General features: G+C 29.4%; 11 protein-coding genes. 5 read left to right on the forward strand and 6 right to left on the reverse strand.

All coding sequences use genetic code 11. The features are described 5' to 3' along the window. Positions 1 to 25: 25 nt before the first annotated feature. Genes JBL43_RS07505 through JBL43_RS07525 form a run of 5 tightly spaced genes read left to right on the forward strand, consistent with a single transcriptional unit; the run spans position 26 to position 6,488 of the window. Positions 26 to 3,163 carry an efflux RND transporter permease subunit gene (locus tag JBL43_RS07505; RefSeq protein WP_198840837.1) on the forward strand — a complete coding sequence of 1,046 codons (3,138 nt, stop codon included), beginning with the start codon at positions 26 to 28 and terminating at the stop codon, positions 3,161 to 3,163. A gap of 5 nt (positions 3,164 to 3,168) precedes the next feature. After that, complete coding sequence (locus tag JBL43_RS07510) at positions 3,169 to 4,587, forward strand: efflux transporter outer membrane subunit (protein ID WP_198840838.1); 1,419 nt, start codon at positions 3,169 to 3,171, stop codon at positions 4,585 to 4,587. Between the two features lie 30 nt (positions 4,588 to 4,617). After that, positions 4,618 to 5,433 carry a universal stress protein gene (locus tag JBL43_RS07515; RefSeq protein ID WP_198840839.1) on the forward strand — a complete coding sequence of 272 codons (816 nt, stop codon included), beginning with the start codon at positions 4,618 to 4,620 and terminating at the stop codon, positions 5,431 to 5,433. A gap of 48 nt (positions 5,434 to 5,481) precedes the next feature. Beyond that, the gene (locus tag JBL43_RS07520) at positions 5,482 to 6,075 is read left to right on the forward strand and encodes a TetR/AcrR family transcriptional regulator (RefSeq protein ID WP_198840840.1); all 594 of its coding nucleotides are present in this window, start codon (positions 5,482 to 5,484) and stop codon (positions 6,073 to 6,075) included. Between the two features lie 17 nt (positions 6,076 to 6,092). Continuing rightward, positions 6,093 to 6,488, forward strand: coding sequence for a hypothetical protein (locus tag JBL43_RS07525; RefSeq protein WP_198840841.1), 396 nt, complete (start codon positions 6,093 to 6,095; stop codon positions 6,486 to 6,488). An 18-nt stretch (positions 6,489 to 6,506) separates the two neighbouring features. Here the strand turns inward: JBL43_RS07525 and JBL43_RS07530 are convergent, their stop codons facing one another. The 6 genes from JBL43_RS07530 to JBL43_RS07555 all read right to left on the reverse strand — a co-directional run bounded on the left by JBL43_RS07530 (position 6,507) and on the right by JBL43_RS07555 (position 18,314). Continuing rightward, positions 6,507 to 10,271 (reverse strand): DUF2194 domain-containing protein, encoded by a 3,765-nt coding sequence (locus JBL43_RS07530; RefSeq protein ID WP_198840842.1) that lies wholly within the window; start codon positions 10,269 to 10,271, stop codon positions 6,507 to 6,509. 59 nt (positions 10,272 to 10,330) lie between these two features. Continuing rightward, positions 10,331 to 11,761, reverse strand: a complete 1,431-nt coding sequence (locus JBL43_RS07535) for a hypothetical protein (protein ID WP_198840843.1) — start codon at positions 11,759 to 11,761, stop codon at positions 10,331 to 10,333. Positions 11,762 to 12,725: 964 nt separating this feature from the next. After that, complete coding sequence (locus JBL43_RS07540) at positions 12,726 to 13,493, reverse strand: endo alpha-1,4 polygalactosaminidase (protein WP_198840844.1); 768 nt, start codon at positions 13,491 to 13,493, stop codon at positions 12,726 to 12,728. 22 nt (positions 13,494 to 13,515) lie between these two features. After that, positions 13,516 to 15,117 carry an exopolysaccharide Pel transporter PelG gene (gene pelG, locus JBL43_RS07545; protein WP_198840845.1) on the reverse strand — a complete coding sequence of 534 codons (1,602 nt, stop codon included), beginning with the start codon at positions 15,115 to 15,117 and terminating at the stop codon, positions 13,516 to 13,518. Next, positions 15,117 to 16,670 (reverse strand): GT4 family glycosyltransferase PelF, encoded by a 1,554-nt coding sequence (gene pelF, locus JBL43_RS07550; protein ID WP_198840846.1) that lies wholly within the window; start codon positions 16,668 to 16,670, stop codon positions 15,117 to 15,119. The genes pelG and pelF overlap by 1 nt, the downstream gene beginning before the upstream one ends. A 201-nt stretch (positions 16,671 to 16,871) precedes the next feature. Continuing rightward, on the reverse strand, positions 16,872 to 18,314 hold the full coding sequence (locus JBL43_RS07555; protein ID WP_198840847.1) for a right-handed parallel beta-helix repeat-containing protein: 1,443 nt from the start codon (positions 18,312 to 18,314) through the stop codon (positions 16,872 to 16,874). Positions 18,315 to 18,409: the final 95 nt, after the last annotated feature.

The raw sequence follows: 18,409 nt of genomic DNA on the forward strand, positions 1-18,409 counted from the left end.
TTAACTAACAAACAACATATTAGTCATGTTAAAAACATTTATTGAAAGACCTGTGCTTTCAACAGTTATCTCTATTATTATAGTTATGCTTGGTGTTATTAGTATATCAAGCCTACCAATAGAGGAGTATCCAGATATTGCACCACCAACAATTAAGGTAACCGCATCTTATCCCGGAGCAAACGCAGAAACAGTCTTAGAAAGTGTAATCATACCTATCGAAGAACAAATTAATGGTGTAGAGGGAATGAATTATATCACTTCTACAGCATCTAACACTGGTACAGCAGAGATTACAGTTTATTTTAATCAGGAAATAGATGCAGATATTGCTGCCGTTAATGTTCAAAACCGTGTAGCACGAGCAAATCCTTTATTACCACAAGAAGTTATTCAAACTGGGGTAACAACGCAAAAGCAAGAAACGAGTGCATTGATGTTTATCTCAATGTATTCTGACAGTGAAGATTATGATGCTACATTTATTCAGAATTACTTAAAAATAAACGTTATTCCTGCTATGCAACGTATTAGTGGTGTAGGAGATGTTAGTGTATTTTCTCAACAAGACTATGCAATGCGAATCTGGTTAAAACCGGAAAAATTAGCAGCATACAGTTTAATACCTTCTGATGTTACAGCTGCCTTAGCGGAACAAAATTTAGAAGCAGCAGCAGGTTCTTTAGGCCAAAATAATGGTGAGGCATTTTCTTATACACTAACCTATAGTGGACGTTTTAAAGACCAAAAGCAATATGGAGATATTATTATAAAAGCTTTGGGTAATGGAGAGTTTCTTCGTTTAAATGATATAGCAACTATAGAGTTAGACGCACAATCATATTCTTCTAATGCAATGAGTTTAGGCCATCCAGCAGTTTTTATGGGGATTTTTCAAACTAAAGGTTCTAATGCACAAGAGATTATTGAAAATATAAAAACAACGTTAGAATCAGTAGAAAAAGACCTTCCAGATGGATTAAGTATTTTTGTGCCATATGACACAAGTTTATTTTTAAATGCATCGATAGAAAAAGTAGTGAGTACCTTATTAGAGGCCTTTTTATTGGTGTTCTTAGTAGTATTTATCTTCTTGCAAGATTTCCGTTCTACATTAATTCCTGCAATTGCAGTTCCGGTTTCGATAATAGGAACGTTTTTCTTCTTAAGTGTTTTTGGCTACTCTATTAACTTATTGACACTATTCGCGTTAGTACTCGCCATTGGCATTGTGGTAGATGATGCCATTGTTGTTGTTGAAGCTGTTCATGCCAAAATGGATTATGGTGAAAAGAACCCGAAAAAGGCAACATTAACGGCCATGAATGAAATCTCTGGAGCTATTATCTCGATTACTTTGGTAATGGCAGCCGTATTTATTCCTGTAACCTTTGTAACCGGACCAACAGGTGTATTTTATGAACAGTTTGGCGTTACATTAATTATTGCAATTCTTATTTCTGCTGTAAATGCATTAACCTTAAGTCCTGCTTTATGTGCATTACTACTAAAAACGCATAAAGATGATGAAGAGTTAAAAGGTAAAGGTCCATTAAAACGTTTCTATACACTTTTTAATCGTGGATTTAACGCTACTACAGAAAGATACGGAAAATCACTTCAGTTTTTATACAAAAGAAAATGGATACCGGTATTACTATTACTTTTAGCAATAGCTGGTATTTTCTGGGCAGCTAAAACAACACCTACGGGCTTTGTGCCTAATGAAGATAGAGGAATTATTTTTGCAAATATAGAATTGCCTGCAGGAGCATCTTTAGATAGAACAAATGCTGTTGCCAAAGATCTGTATAGTAAAATAAATGGTATCGATGGTATTGTTGGAGTCAACTTTATTAAAGGTAGAAGTTTAATTAGTGGAGCTGGTAGTAATTATGGTTTCGGTATTATTAAATTAGCTGATTGGGGAGAACGTAAAGATCCGTCAACGTCTGTACAGGCTATTACTGGTAAGTTATTTGGCGTTGTAGCAGGAATTCCAGAAGCAAATATTATTTTCTTCTCGCCACCAAGTATTCGTGGTTTCGGTAACTCGTCAGGTTTTGAGGTAAATTTATTAGATAAATTTGGTGGAGAGTTTACTGATTTAGATAAAACAAATAAAGAATTTGCGATGGCTTTAATGAGTCATCCCGAAATTAAATATGCTCAATCTTCTTTCAGTACAAATTATCCACAATACGAAATGGAAATTAATGTGCCTTTAGCAAAAGAAAAAGGCGTACCCATTAATAGTATTTTCTCAACGTTGCAAGGGTATATTGGAGGTGTTTATGCCTCTGACTTTTCAAAATTTGGAAAACAATTTAGAGTTTACGTTCAATCTTTACCCGAAGATAGAGCTGATGTAAATGCTTTAAATAGTATGTATGTAAGAACAGATTCTGGCGAAATGACTCCTATTACTCAGTTTATTACCTTAAAACGAGTATATGGCCCTCAATCTGTAACACGATTCAACTTATTTAATTCTACAACGATAACAGGTGCAACAAACGCAGGGTTTAGTACAGGAGATGCCATTAGAGTTATTGAAGAAGAGGTTGCAAAATTACCAAGTAATTATACGGTTGCTTATTCTGGTTTAACACGAGAAGAAGTAAATGCGGGTAACCAAACCACTTTCATTTTTGTATTGAGTATACTCTTTGTATACTTCTTGTTAAGTGCACAATACGAAAGTTATTTATTACCATTTGCGGTGGTCCTTTCTATTCCGTTTGGTGTATTTGGAGCCTATATTAGTACAAATCTATTTGGACTCGAAAATAACATTTACTTCCAAATTGCATTAATCATGCTTATTGGGTTACTTGCCAAAAATGCCATATTAATTGTAGAGTTTGCAGTTCAAAGGCGTAAAAACGGAGAAAGTATTGTAGATGCGGCCATCCATGGAGCAAAAGCCCGATTAAGACCAATTTTAATGACCTCATTTGCCTTTATTTTAGGATTGATGCCATTAGTGTTAGCACAAGGTGTAGGAGCAGAAGGAAATAAATCTATTGGTACAGGTGCCGCCGGCGGAATGCTTATAGGAACCCTTTTAGGTGTCTTTGTAATTCCTATCCTATTTATACTATTTCAGTGGTTACAAGAAAAAGTGTCGAGTAAACCAGCAGTACAAACTATTGAAGAATAAAAACTATGAAATCTATTTTAAAATATAAAAATTTAGGTAAAACAATTCTATTTGGACTCGTTTTACTAACACTACAAAGTTGTTTTGTAGCAAAAGATTATACCAGATCAGAATTGCCAGAAACCGAGGCACTTTATCGAACAGAAAATTTACCAACTGATAGTTTGTCTATAGCAGATGTATCATGGGAGACCTTATTTACAGACAGTTATTTGAAAGAATATATAAAAGAAGGTCTACAAAATAATATGGATGTTAGAATAGCCATTCAACAAATGGCTATGGCTCAAGCCTATGCAAAACAAGGTAAGGCAGGGTATTTACCTTCAGTTGATATTGGTGCAAATGTAACGCATCAAGAACTTTCTAAAAACAGTCAGTTTGGTGCATTTTTAACGAATACTTCTACTGATCAATATGATCTTACAGCGAACCTTTCTTGGGAAGCAGATATTTGGGGAAAAATAAGAAGTAATAAAAGAGCAACTCAAGCAGCTTATTTACAAAGCGTGTCGGGTCATCAAGCAGTTAAAACACAGTTGATTTCTAGTATTGCAAATACCTATTATAACTTATTAGCTCTTGATGCTCAATTGGAAGTTACTAAAGAAACCATTGCAACTAGAGATAGTAGTGTTACCACAATCAAAGCTCTAAAAGAAGCGGGACAAGTAACGCAAGTTGCTGTTGACCAAAATATTGCACAATTCAATAGTGCAAAAGCATTGCAAGTCGATATTGAAACAGCTATTTTTAAAACAGAAAATACGCTTAGTATTTTATTGGGTAAAGCACCTCAACATTTTGAAAGAAATACTTTAACCGTTCAGAAAATAGACCAAGAAATTCAATTGGGTGTGCCAGCAACATTACTTAGTAATAGACCTGATGTTATGGCAGCAGAGTATGGTTTAATTCAGTCTTTTGAGTTAACTAATGTTGCTAGAAGTAACTTTTATCCTTCTTTAACATTAACAGCTTCTGGTGGGTTTCAAAGTTTAGAATTGGACCAATTACTTAATGCAAATTCATTATTTGCCAATATAATAGGTGGTTTAACTCAACCTCTTTTTAATCAGCGAAAGCTTAAAACACAAAAAGAAGTTGCCATTGCTCAACAAGAACAAGCATTACTTCAATTCAAAAAATCATTATTAATTGCAGGTAGCGAAGTTTCTAATGCATTATTTTCATATGAATCTGAAACTAAAAAATATGAGTTTAGAAAGAATGAAGTGGAGGCCTTACGTGCTGCAGAATCAAACTCAGAAGAATTACTTAAAAATGGTTACGCAAACTATTTAGATTTATTAACAGCAAGACAAAGTGCCCTAAGTGCAGAGCTTAATATTATAGATAGTCAGTTACAACAATTAGTGTCTGTTGTAGACTTGTACGAAGCTCTAGGTGGTGGATGGAAATAATATATTTGATTATATCATAAAATTAATATCATGGACTCAATTTTAGTTGCAACACATTTTTCTAAAACATCGAATAATGCTGTATTATATTCGGCGTCATTAGCTCAACTATTTAATTCAAAACTTATACTTTTTAATGCTTTCAAGTTACCTGTTCATGCTGCAAACACATGGATATCAGCGTCTTCTATGGACGAATTGATCGATAAAAATAAAGAAAAGTTAAAGAAGAAAGCTATAATGTTATCCGAAAAATTTAACATTGAGGTTGAATATCACTGTAGTTATGTGAATTTAGAAGATGAAATTGATTCTTTAATGAAATTAAATAAATCAAAATTTTTAGTTATCGGAATGTCGGATAAATCTATGGAACAGAATTTACTTGGAAATCCGACTACAACCTTAATTAGTATGAAAAAATTTCCTGTATTGGCAATTCCAGTATGTGCTAAATTTTCAGGAATACATAAAATTATTTTTGCCTGTGATGTAATGCAAGACCTCCCCTTAAGAGTATTAGCAAAATTAAGACAAATAGCCTTTGAGCTTCAGTCTGAGGTTACTGTATTTTATGTGGAGAATAAAATAAACGAACTTATATTAGAAAACAAAGCTCATGAAAATATTGAAAAAGGACTAGAAAATGTAACCTATTTCTATAAGAAAGTAAATTCCGATGCTGTAATAAAAGAAATAGAAAAAGAGATTGTAAAATCAAATTTTGATTTGTTAGTAATGGTTCCAAAAAAGTATGGTTTTTGGGAATCTATAGTTCATAAAAGTAAAACAAGAGTTATGGCTTCGGGGTTAAACATTCCACTACTATCAATTCCGCTAGATTAATCTTTTTCTAACTAGAAATAAATTTTTCGGAATTAAAAAGTAAGTAAAATGATTACAAAAGAAGAGTTGTTAACATGTTCTATAACCAAGTTTACACAATTTGGAAGTAAACATGTTTCTTTAGATGAAATTGCAGGTACACTTGGTATTTCTAAAAAAACAATTTACACCTTCTTTAAGAACAAAGAAGACTTAGTTACTAGTAGTTTAGAACAATTATTAAATAAGCTCTCTGAAGAAATTGATAAGATAATTTCTGATAATAGAGAAGACCCAATAATAAGTGTTATTTTAATTTATAAAAGAGGGTTTGAGTATTTAAAATACTTTAAACCCTCTTATATTTTTGGTTTAAAAAAATACTACCCCAAAGCAAGCAATTTTTTTGAAAAATTTAATGAAGATTTAGCCAACAACAGAATTTATAATTTACTAAAACAAGCACAAGAAGCTGGTAATATTAAACAAGAGGTGAACTTAAAATTAGTTGTAAAGATTTATTTTTTAAGAATTGATACTGTTTTGTTTAATAACAACAACTTGTTTAAGTTACACCAAAAAGAAGAGCTTTTTAAGCACATGGTAGTTTATAATTTAAAAGGAATAATTACAAGAAACTATTCTAATCCTATTTTTGAATAGATTCGTATTTTTACCACATGAAAAAAGATATTAATATCCCAAAAGTTGAAGGTGTATATATTGCCGTAGTAAACGAATACAATCACATTTATAAAACACAAGATTGGAACGCTTATATAATTAATGATCAAAATGTTGATTTAGAAATGGTTATTGCAGTAATAACAGGATATTCTGAAAATAAAATAACTTCCACAATTAGAAAAAAAATAGACACGCTTCCTAAAAAAAGTTATGCGAAACTAGAGTTAATGCAAGAAGATTTGTTTGCATTAAACAACAGCTTTAAAGTGTCTTTTCTTGAAGGTAATAAAATGTTTGATAAAACCTATATCTTTAAGAAAAACACAATTAACTTAAATGCATTACAACCTCTTCCATTAATGGATGTAAAAGGGGTTTTAGTAAAATAAAACATCTACAATGAGCTTTTAAAAAGTATGTTTTAATCCCAATTTAAAAGAATTAGAATATGCTTGAGATTGCGTGGAAAGCTCTGCAGCCGCAGAAATTTTAGTGAAGTTTCCAATTTTAAGGGATGCTTGACCTGTAAATCGGTTAAAGTCGCCCAAATCATTATCAATAAATGTAGATCCTTCCACCCGAATATTTAACTTGCTTTTTTCAGTGCCAAACTTTAGTCCAACTCCTCCTCCAGCAAAAAAACGTTTGTCAACTAAGTAATATGGATAGTCTTTAGTTTCTTCTTTATTACTCTTAGAAAATGATGCCTCAACTTGCGGTAAAACCTTAAACATCTTATCTTTACCATTATCAAGTACCACTCTAGTGGTAATTGAACCTTCTAAATCACTGTTTGAATAATGATTTCCTTCAGCATAAACAATAGTTTTAAATACATTTTTAACATTGTTTTCTTGATAAATTGCCAATCTAGATTGATATATTTTCTTTTGATATCCTGGACCTGTTTTTACAGGGTAAATATTTGCACTTAAAGAAGTAAAACTTTTTTCTTTGGGTAGTGAAGCTCCAACGCCAGCTTGATAATATATATTCTCTTGTTTATCTTTTTCAACTCTACCTCTAACCCAATAATTAATTTTTTCTGTTGGCTTGTTACTAAATTTATATTCTAATCCCGTTACATTTTTATTTACATTATCAATATCAGAAAAACTAGTATTTTCAACATCATATAGATCATTGTTAGTAACAGATATACTATGAGAATTTAACTTATCGGTTTTAATAGTGTATGTTATTTTCTTTTCAAATGAAGTACTACTATTATTATCTCCTATAATTTCTGTTTCTGCTTCTATTGAATTATTTTCAGATAAACGAATATCTTTCTCGATTTGCTTTTTAACATCTACCTCAAAAAGGTTTGCATATCTATTTATTAAGTCTTTTTGTGTAATCTTATTAAGGTAAATTACCTGTTCATTGAGAGCTCGTTTTAAAGTATCTTTTTGTACGGTTTCAGGCAATGCCGATACGATACCCCAAGACTCTATTTGTTGGTTGTTCTTCAATAAAATTTTACTTATTTCTCCTTTAGTCTTTAAATCGTTTGGATTATTGGCTATAAAATGTATGTATTCTTTTCTAAGTGTTTTAAAATCTTTGATTTCAGAAAGCCAATACAATTTATTAACTATAGAAATCTTTTGAGTGTATTTAGACCAATCATAAGCTTTTTTATATCTTTTGTTATTTGCATATAACCAACTTATTTCTTCCGACATATTCCATAAGCTAGAACTTTCACTTGGTATATATTTATTAAGTTCCGTAATTGCTTGTTTTGGATCATATGCAATTAAATGTTTTAAGTAAAATTTTTCATTTTCCAAACTAGGGTCAACTTCTTTCAACTTTTTTAATACTTCCGTAACTTCTTTCTTATTTTCTGGAGTATTAAATGTTCTATAATATTCCCTTAAAATTTCTTTATCATTGAAACTTTTAATTTGCTTTTCCAAAAACTGTTTTCTAATAATTTCATTTGGATAACCATTTTTTAAACCTAAACTTCTAGAGTATTTAATATTTTCTGTCAATGGATATTCTTCAATATGGTTTTGTAAAGTTAACCAAGCCTCTTTTGATTTATTTTGCCATGCCATATATTTATAATACTCATTAAAAACACTTGTATCTATAAGTTTTTCAGTATCAATTTTATCTTTTAGTAATAAGCTCGCTTTATCTAAATTTTCTGTTGCCACATAATGCTTAGTCCATTCTTGTACAGATGCATTTTCACTTGGCTCAGACTTAACATAAGTACTTAATAGATTTGTTATTTTATAATTATGGTCTTTATAGAGTCTATAATCATCTATTACTTTTCTAGCAACCGTATTTGTAAGCATCGTATTTAAGCTTCCACTGTTAATACGTAAAGAGGGATGTGTTGTTTTTATTGAATATAGAAATCCATCTAAAAATGGGGTTTTTTCAAATTTTTCTGTTTTTTGAAGTAACTCTGCCTCTATTTTTTTAACGTTTTTATGACTTGAATATAAGAACCAATAATACGCTCCTTTTTTATCATTGTCTATACGCTCTACAAAATACTCACTTTCATTTTTTGAAAAAGAATATTGAGATTTTCTCCAATCTTTAGTAATAATTGCTCCTTGTTCAGCTGATACATATCTCGACAAAGGAAATATCTCTTCCATTTCATGTAAATAATTTGCAAATACACTTAACAATCCTGGTTTACCATCCTTTGATTTACGCCACCCTAAACTTTGTTTATTTCTCAATGAAAAATGTCCAGCTGAACTTTCATCACCACCAGGTATTTGATATACATCATCAGGATGAACAAAATGCGTCCATATTCCTGAATAAATATAAAGAGATTGTTGTACAAATTTATGTTCTTCATTTAAATCATAGCCACTACTAATTCTAGGATAATCAAAAAAGTTGGGATTCCATTTTTCTTCATCAAATTCTCTACTTCCACCGTCATTATAATCACCTAAATAAAGGCTACTCATATATTTTATTGATGGAAATACTTTACCCAATTCTGACATACCAATACTGTCTATATAATTTGAAGGCGGAACATATGAAACTGGAAAATTACCCAAGCCACTAATAGTCCACTTTTTCTTAGCTGAGGCTAGGGCTATTCTCATATAATCTGGTTCTTTCCATTCCTCTATTTGAAGAGAAGTATGATTGTAACCATGTAAACCTAAATCATGCCCATGTTTAATTATATCTTTAGCCATCCAATCAGTAACTGATATTTTTCGCTCATTTTCAATCAATGTATGCCTATCCCATTGATCAAATAAGAAAGGTGGTTTAATACTATTACGATAGTCAAAAGCCGTTAACGCCGTATATTTTATATTAAAAGTATCTGATAATTTTTTCATATCTGGCCACCAAACATTTTTAACAAAATCTAGTACTGTTAAATCCATTTCTGATTTGATAGGTTCTTCCTTTGTATTATACAATGGTGAAGGAAAATCATCTAAAAATATTGTACTAACATTAGCAATAGGATAGGGTATATTCTCTAAACCTTTTAACAATGCAGCATGAAAAAGCCCCCTATCTTGTTTTCGAAGAACTTCATAGGTGTTAAACAAAATTACTTTTCCTATACCTATATTATTCTCTATTATGGCAGGATAGTTCTTATCATTTTTTGCTGATGCTAAAATAGTAACGTCATCTTTGAAACTGAATTTATCTAAACCTCCATGATAAATGTGTTCACCATAACTCGTTCCTTTGACATTGGGTAAAAAGTTAGTGTCAAAATAATATCCTACGGGCACATCTACTTTTTGTCTAGTACCGTTTTTAACTAATCCATAAAAGTATGCCATTCGTTCATCTTCAATAAAATTAGGCACAAAAAGTACACCACCTTGCGAAACAAATGTTAATAGCTTTTCTAAAGTGTTCCCTTTAAGTTTTAAAGTATTTTGAACTACAATAACGCGAGTCGTTTCTCCTATTGTATAGGATGGTGAATTCCATTCATTTATATCTATTTCCTTAATAGGAAACTTACTATAATCACCAATTTTTTTCAAATGCCGTGCAAAATCTATACTAATAGAATCATTAGAATCAGTTATTAATTCAATCAGGGTAATATTTTTAAGATCTATATTTCTTATAATTGAGGATGTACTATCAGGGTTCTGATTGTATTTATTAATAAACTTGTTTCCAACAACTATCATTATTATAAATAATAACAGTAAAGTCAAATAAAGTCTAATATTTATATTTAATTTATTTCTCAAAATAAAAGATCATTTATTTTACTAGAATTGGGTTTGTTAACTATTTCCATTACTGATAGTGATTCGTTTTCATAAATAATATTAACTTTTCTCCCTCTAGATTTTAGAATATTTATTGTTTCGGCAACGTATTCCATTTCATTATCATGATAAAATGGCAAATTTGGTGTTTTATTATTATTTGCTTTGTGCACAAAAACTAAAATACTTTTAGATAATATGCTTTCTGGGTTCTGTTTAAAAAACAGTTTATCATTGATATTAGTATGATAAATAGAATCTCTGCGTAAATAAAAATCTTTAAAAGTTGAATAGGGCATATAAAAATGCTTGTTTATACTTAGCACATAACTTCTATAATCATTTACTATTGTATAAGAAAAAGGTAAATAATCTTGTGATATTTTTTCATAAGCTTCTAATACTAACATTGCATGATGATCAGTATTATCTTTACGCTCTGTATCATAAATTGCAGGCTTGTAGAGATAAAAAACTACTGCTGCTATACTAAATATTGCAAGTACACCATAATTATATTTAATTCTAAGATTGGTAATTACTTTTTCTGAAAAACTGAAAATTACTTTAAAAAGCAACGCAATAGAAATACCTATGACTACAGGAATAAATATGGTAAGAGATAATCTAAGTAAATCTTCATCAATCCAAGAAATATTTAATGTGTTTATAAAAATAAGTGCATTAAAATAAAGTATAAATAAAAAGGAGTTTAACCAATGCTTTTTATGCTTAATTAGAAATAGTATTAACACCACGTTAAATAGAGAAATATATTGATAAATATTAATTAACTCATCATAAGGTAAAATTAAATCGGGTAAATGAGTAAATACATTTAACGATAATAGATTACTTGTAATAATTGAATTAAAACCTAAATTGTAATGTAAACCTGTAAAACCATAAATAGACATTACAAACACTAATGAAACAAAATACGCTAGTACTACTAAGTAATAAAACTGTCTATATTTTTTTTGATAGAAAAAGAAGGCCAACACTAAAAAAGGACTCAATAGAATAACAAAAGTAAATAAGTCTATTAATGCAATAGCCGTAAATATTATAATAGAATAGATTAAATACTTCCTATAATATTTACTTAAATTTTTAGGTAAAACAGTAAAAATCATCATTGGAAGAGCCAATGATAATGCTAAAAAAATTGGTTTATGTTGTGTTATAATATCAATACTCCTAGGAAGTAATAATGGTGAAATAACAAAAAATATTGCAGTTAATATAGGTGCAATTGTTTTAGACTTGGTAATTTTAGAAGTAAACCAAAACAAAATGATTGTAATTAGTACCGTTTCTAATATACCAAAGGATTGCAAAGCAATTTCTGGGCTAACACCTACAAGTTTACTATAAAAGTTAATTAAAGCATATTCACCTGTCATGGTTAAATTTTCAGCAAACCATGTATTGGTAGTCAGTATTTTTACTTTTTCTAGGTCTCTCTCCCAAAGATCTGAAAATAAATATATGTCATTGTCAAAAAAACTTAGTCTACTAATAATTACACCAACGATAATTAATCCTAAGATGATTATATTGTATTTTCCTTTTTTATCTCCCTTATGCTTTATGTTCGTGTTTAGTTTAAATATTTTACCCTTTGTCTCTCTATTTTTTAAAATGAATATTAGAAAAAAGGTTAGTTTATTTTTTATGTCACTAAAAAAACCTCTTACACTTTTTATATCAAAAAAATATATTGAGAGAAATAATACCAGAAATAAAATAATGGTAAATAAATCATATGCGTTTATGAGAGTTAAAATAAATATTAGAATAAGTAAAACGCTAGCGTACCTTACCCATCTATTTACAACGTAGTTTAATATATCATCTGGATAATGATAGTTAAATATTTTCTTATTTAAGAAAAACAAAAATAGCCCTAGTAGGGTCAATCTTATGAAACCGGTAATTATCGCAGTAATTAATAGCATAACTTTTGTCTTTCACAGCAATCTTTAAGATTAATAAATAATCTAAATTCTATTGATTGTGGAGCATTTCTATCTTATACCTGACTTTATTTTAAGAGGTATTGGTTAATAATCTAAACAACGTAAAAATCATTTTACAAATTTCCACAAGAAAGTAAAATGATTATTTCAACAGTAGTATTATGTAATTTTCCTAAAAAACACAATTTACATACTAATTAAAAAACACAATAACAATATTGAAAATATAGTTCAATTGAAATTGATTATAAGCACTCTACATCTTATTAACAATTAAGTGTTAATAACTCCTATGCTTGAACGTCTTTTTATTTTTGATATTTTAACTTTTAGTTATTTTATTTTCACCTAAATATCTGAATACACTTAAATATCTAAATAGCAACTTTTAAAATTTAGGAATTGTTTGAAGGTTTATATTTCCAATAAAGTAATCATGACCCGTTTTTAAAAGTAATTTTTTCGTTTTATTATACAATACTGATTTGTTTGCATATTCAATTAATAAGATTTTTAAAGTATATTTATCAATAAGAACCTCTAGGTCTGATAAGCGATTAGCAGTCTCTGACTTCTTTCTTAATCCATAAGTCTTGGTTTCAAAATTGTAATTAGTTATAACAGATTCAAGAGCTACCATATTTACATACATATATGTTTTCTCAATTATTTCTAAGCCAGAATTTTGTATTAAAAAGATGTCCTCATTTCTATTTCTAATTTCTTCTAATAGTTCAATTAAATACTCCTTAAAATTAGGGTTTGGCCCAAAATTACAAACGTTGTCAATATTATCTAAAAATAAACCATCAAACCCCTTTTCTAAAATTTCACCTATTATTACATGTAACCTATTCCTTAGGTCTAATGATGTTAGGTCTAAATGGAAACTATTCCAAATAGAATTTTTACCTAATGTATAATCTTTTAGGTAATTATAGTATTTAGAATGAGCATTAATCTCTGCTAAGCTTAAATAAGCTATTACTTTTAAGTTATTACTTTTAAGTGTGTCAACCTCCTCTTTAGTATAATGAGATTCTTCTAAAACCAATAAATTATAACCCTTTATTTTATTGTGATCTATTTTACCATAACAAACCAGAGATTTTGGTTTGTTTTGAGCTATGGATTTAGTATTGATAAACGATAGCATAAGCGTTACTATTAATATAATTTTAATGTGATGCATTGTAGTAATAATCTAAATTTTTAAAAAAATTAAGACATGCTTTTAATGTAATAAGCATAAATATGACAGAACCAATTAACATTCCCCAAGTACTATTTTCATAAGAAAATATCCTACTTGCAAGAATGCCAACAACGATATTAACACAAATAGCTATTGTGATTGCTTTTACGGCAGAGTTAGGTTGATTTAGCGTAAATAAATATAGAGCATTTAACATTCCCCAAGTAAAAAAAGTATATCCAACCGCTCCTAGTATTGTAACCTTCACACTAAGTTTACTTAAAGGTTCTTTAAAATAAGCTTCATATCCCCATGGTTCAACTATTGCTAGGTAAATTATAAAGAATATAATAAAACTACAAAGAAACAATAGACCTACTTGTCTCCAATAAGCATTATAAAATCTTTTGTTGAATTTACGATATTCATTAAATGGTGTTGATTTTATTAAAAGATTTAAAAATTTTGTAAAAGCTGCAATATTATATTCTAAAATACCTGCCAATAGTAAAAATACAAGTATAGCTATATCCATACCTATTTCATAATTCTTTTCATAGTAAACAATATAGGGCACTTCTCTCGCCGAGGTTGACCAAGCTATTATTCTGTCAGTAAAAACAAATACATACACTAAAGTACCATAAATAAAGTAGCTATAGTTCTTATAGATAATTGCCAGTCCCGAATCAATAGTATTATCTTTATTTACTTCTATTTTTCTAAAAAAGAATTTTAAATAAAAAAACATAATAGATACCGCCACTGCAATCCCTATCCAATGTGTAAGGTAAATGTTTAGTATCGTATACGTTTTCAGAGTAATTGCTAAAATGGTACCGAGTAAAATTGCAACAGATACAACCCATCGTTTTTTAATGGTATGCATCGGAGCCAAAAAAAGTAATAATACACCTATTAAAAAAGCATAAGAAAAAACGATTAATAAGAACTGAAAAGGATATAAATAAACCATAAAGTTTATTATCGCAATGAAAATAAAAACAGCAAGCATTGCTTTTATACCATCAATTATTATTTTATAAATGGTTTTTTTAACCATTGTAAGATCATCATGATACCAATAAAAAGAGGCTTGACGCCCAATTACTTGAACAAAACCACCTGTTAAAACTAGCCCTAGAATTACACCAAAAACTACTGCTGTAGATTGCAGTTCATTAAACCCAAGGTAGGTCCACAAAGAGTAACCAAAAATAACAATTGCTGCTATTTGTAAAAAAACAGGAAATAAATGGAACAATCCAGAAGGAAAGTATTTTAAAAAGAGTTTCGTTTTTATAACTGTATAATTTGAGATACTAATGGTAGCTTCTTCTTCTAAAAGATTTTTCTCATTTTCATTTTTGAGTGTATCAGGACTTTCCGTTATTAATTGGTTATATATATAATTTCCAAGCTCTTTTATAGAATTTTTACCATAATCGGTTTTTACATCAATATTTCTGATACCGAATGATTCAATTATTGCTTGCACCACAAATTGATTTACGGGAAAACCTATTTTTTCTTTAATTGATGCTATTAATAATTCCGTTTTATCGTCGTTTTCTTTTTCTTGCATCAATTAGTAATTTCTGTTATTAATTGAGTTTTCTTTATTTCTTCAATTTTTTTAGATTTATCACTTTCATATAGCTCTTTATAAGCTTCTTCATAACCATTAATAAACTTTCCTATAGTAAAATAATCAATAACTCGTTGTCTTCCATAAACACTCATTTCTTTTCTCAATTTATCATCTGACAAAAGCTCTACTACTCTGCTAGCAATTTCATCATAATCTCTTGGCTTACAAATAAACCCAGAATTTTCGTCTAATGCTTCGTAAACACCTCCAACATCTGTTGATACAACTGGTACGCCACTACTCATTGACTCTATTACCGTAAATGGAAAACCTTCAGAAATTGATGTAAGTATTGAGATATCTCCTTCATTGTATATTAAATGTGGATCAGAATGAAAACCTGCCAATTCAAAATTAGCTCTTAAATCTAACTCATCTATTAAGTTTTCGCATTTCTTAGTATAATCAGGCACTGCATTTTTACTTCCATAGACCAAGAATTTTACATTTGGTATTGTTTTTCTGACCACATTGCAAGTTCTTATCATTGTAAGAATGTCTTTTAACTCAAAAATTCTAGCTGCAGCTACAACTGTTGGAACATTTTTTAAATGGTCAGGTTTAGGTCTCGGTTTAAACAAATTATGATCAACACCGTTGTAAATAATTTTAATTTTATCTTTTGCGGCACCATAAACTTCTTCCCATGTTGTATTAAAAGTATTAACCGAAAGAATGGAATCGGCATTATAATAGGCTATTTTGGTAATACACTCAGAAAATTTAATTAAAAAATTTTTAAGGAAAAATGAATATTCTGAAGAATTAATTGCAATAAGACGCTCTCTAATAAAAACACCATGTTCCGTAATCATGATAGGTGTTTTATATTTATATTTTAAGGTAAGTGCGGGTACTACGGGAAATCCTGATAGCGTAATATGAGAAATATCTGCTTTCGGAATATCTATTGAAAATGGAATTAAAAACCGATAAATCCACCGTAAACCAATAGTTAAATCTAAAAGAGAGATCTTATATGAAAATTTTTCATTTGCCACATGAGTTGTTATAGCTTCCTTATAGGTCTCCCATACAGATACGCTAGTCATTGTCTTTTTAAAGTCATGCTTATTAAAAAATTTCCACATGTTAAAAAATACTTTATCTAATTCAGCGGCTTCCACCGAATCACTATTAAAAATAGAACTCATTAGGTCTTTAAAAACTGGAATAAATTTTTTCTGAATTTTCTTTTCCGTCGTTAATTCTTTCTGAAGAGCTAACTTGTAGTATTTTTTTCCATAATTAATATAATCATGAGGTTCATTTGGAGCCCAAATTGGTACTTGAATAACTTCATCTACATTCTCACTAAGCTCATATTTAGATTTCGTTTCCAAATGGGCATTAATAGAATAAATTACAAATGAGGCATTAGATACTTCATGTGTTAGTTGATGTGTCCATGTAGAAATACCTCCTCCGGCAAACGGATAAGATCCTTCTAACACCAACAATACTTTAATTTTTGGGGTTAAAGACATTAATTAGGGTTCTTTTTATAGCAATTACAAAGAAAAAGATTGGGTTATAAATTTAGATAATGAGTTCTTTTTAGAGTTTAGTATCATAGCTATGTTTTTTCAAATTTAAAATAGTATTATTTTCATAACTATAACAACTTAAACCATAAAGTTACTACTTTATAGTTTAATTAATTTCACCAATAAATAATTGTATTACATCTAATTATACTCGTCTGCACCAATATCTATTATGGCATCAATAATTCTTAATTGACCATCAATATCTTTTTCTTCTTTTAAAATAACATGCTCAGAATTACCCCTATTTATGGCAGGGGAGGTATCTTTTAAATGAAAATCAAATTCATCTCCATTTAAAAAGTTAGGGTTTTGATAGTTTGAAAATTTATCTAAACCTGTTTCTTCTTGAAAACTTAACAGATCTACACACCATTTAGTATTCCAATCAAAAAAAATGTTTTTAGATGCTGAATAATATAAATTATAATCAATTACAACATTGGTAGAACTAAGGTTACCAAAAATAGTTTTACCGCTTTTATCAGAATAAATAATGTTGTTTTCAAAATCTAAACCTTCATTATAGGAGATATATACTTCGGCAATGCTTTTTGAACTCATTGTATTATGAAATAAAGTATTGTTATAAAAACTACTCTTTGTTACTTTACCTGATTCGGGATAATTAAAACCTCCAACTGAAATTCCAGCAATTTCGTTTTTATAAATTACATTATTTCTAACGGTAATGCTATCTGCAGATTTATCTTTATTCTCACAACCTATCTCTATACCATAACCGTTACCAAAAGTCGTATTATTAGATATTTCCAAATTTTGACCTCCGTCAACATAAATTCCAGCTGAATTAGCATACGGTGATACACAGTTATAGACTACATTGTTTGATATAACACCATTTCTAGCTTGATCTTTTAAGGGCTCATTACAAACTTTTTCATGACCAACAATATCAATACCAATATTAGTAAGGTCATGAACCTTATTGTTTTTAACGACAAAGCCATCAACATTTCCGCTAACAGCAATACCTTCACTGTAACCTAACCTACAATCATAAAGCTCATTAGATTCTATCAATAAATTCGTAATAGATATTTCACTATTAGAGCCATGAACTATTATACCTTGAGCATTTCTTTCCGGATTTGCCTTTTTCTTTGGATTATTAGAAAAGTGGATGTCGTGTATATTGCAATGGCTTATCGTAATGTCTGTAGAGGCACCATTGATAAAAATTCCTTGAGCATAATTGTGAATATTATTAGCCAGTTCTAAATTCGTAACTGTTATAAAAGACTGATTTTCTATTTTAAGAATAGCATTTTGAGAATTATCAATACCTGTGGCATCGATAACAGCGTTCTTTTCTCCTCTAATAACGATTCGGTTGTCCTTCGATCCACTTCTATTAACGGTTAACTTTTCATTATAAACACCTACGTATATATTCAATGTATCTCCAGGAAATAGTTGATCTATACCAAACTGAACTGTTTTCCACGGTCTTTTTTTACTACCTTCATTACTATTATCTCCATCAATACCTACATAATAATTAGATTGGGAAAATAGCATGCTAACACTAAATAATAATAATAAAGTTATAGTTTTATTCATACTTAATTTATAATTTTATAGCGAGCAAATATCGTAAATATTTGCTAATCAAATCTTCTTGAGCATAAATGATGCCATCTTTGGCACAACTTTTG

Source organism: Aureibaculum flavum (assembly GCF_016406085.1).
In the GTDB taxonomy this organism is placed as follows: domain Bacteria; phylum Bacteroidota; class Bacteroidia; order Flavobacteriales; family Flavobacteriaceae; genus Aureibaculum; species Aureibaculum flavum.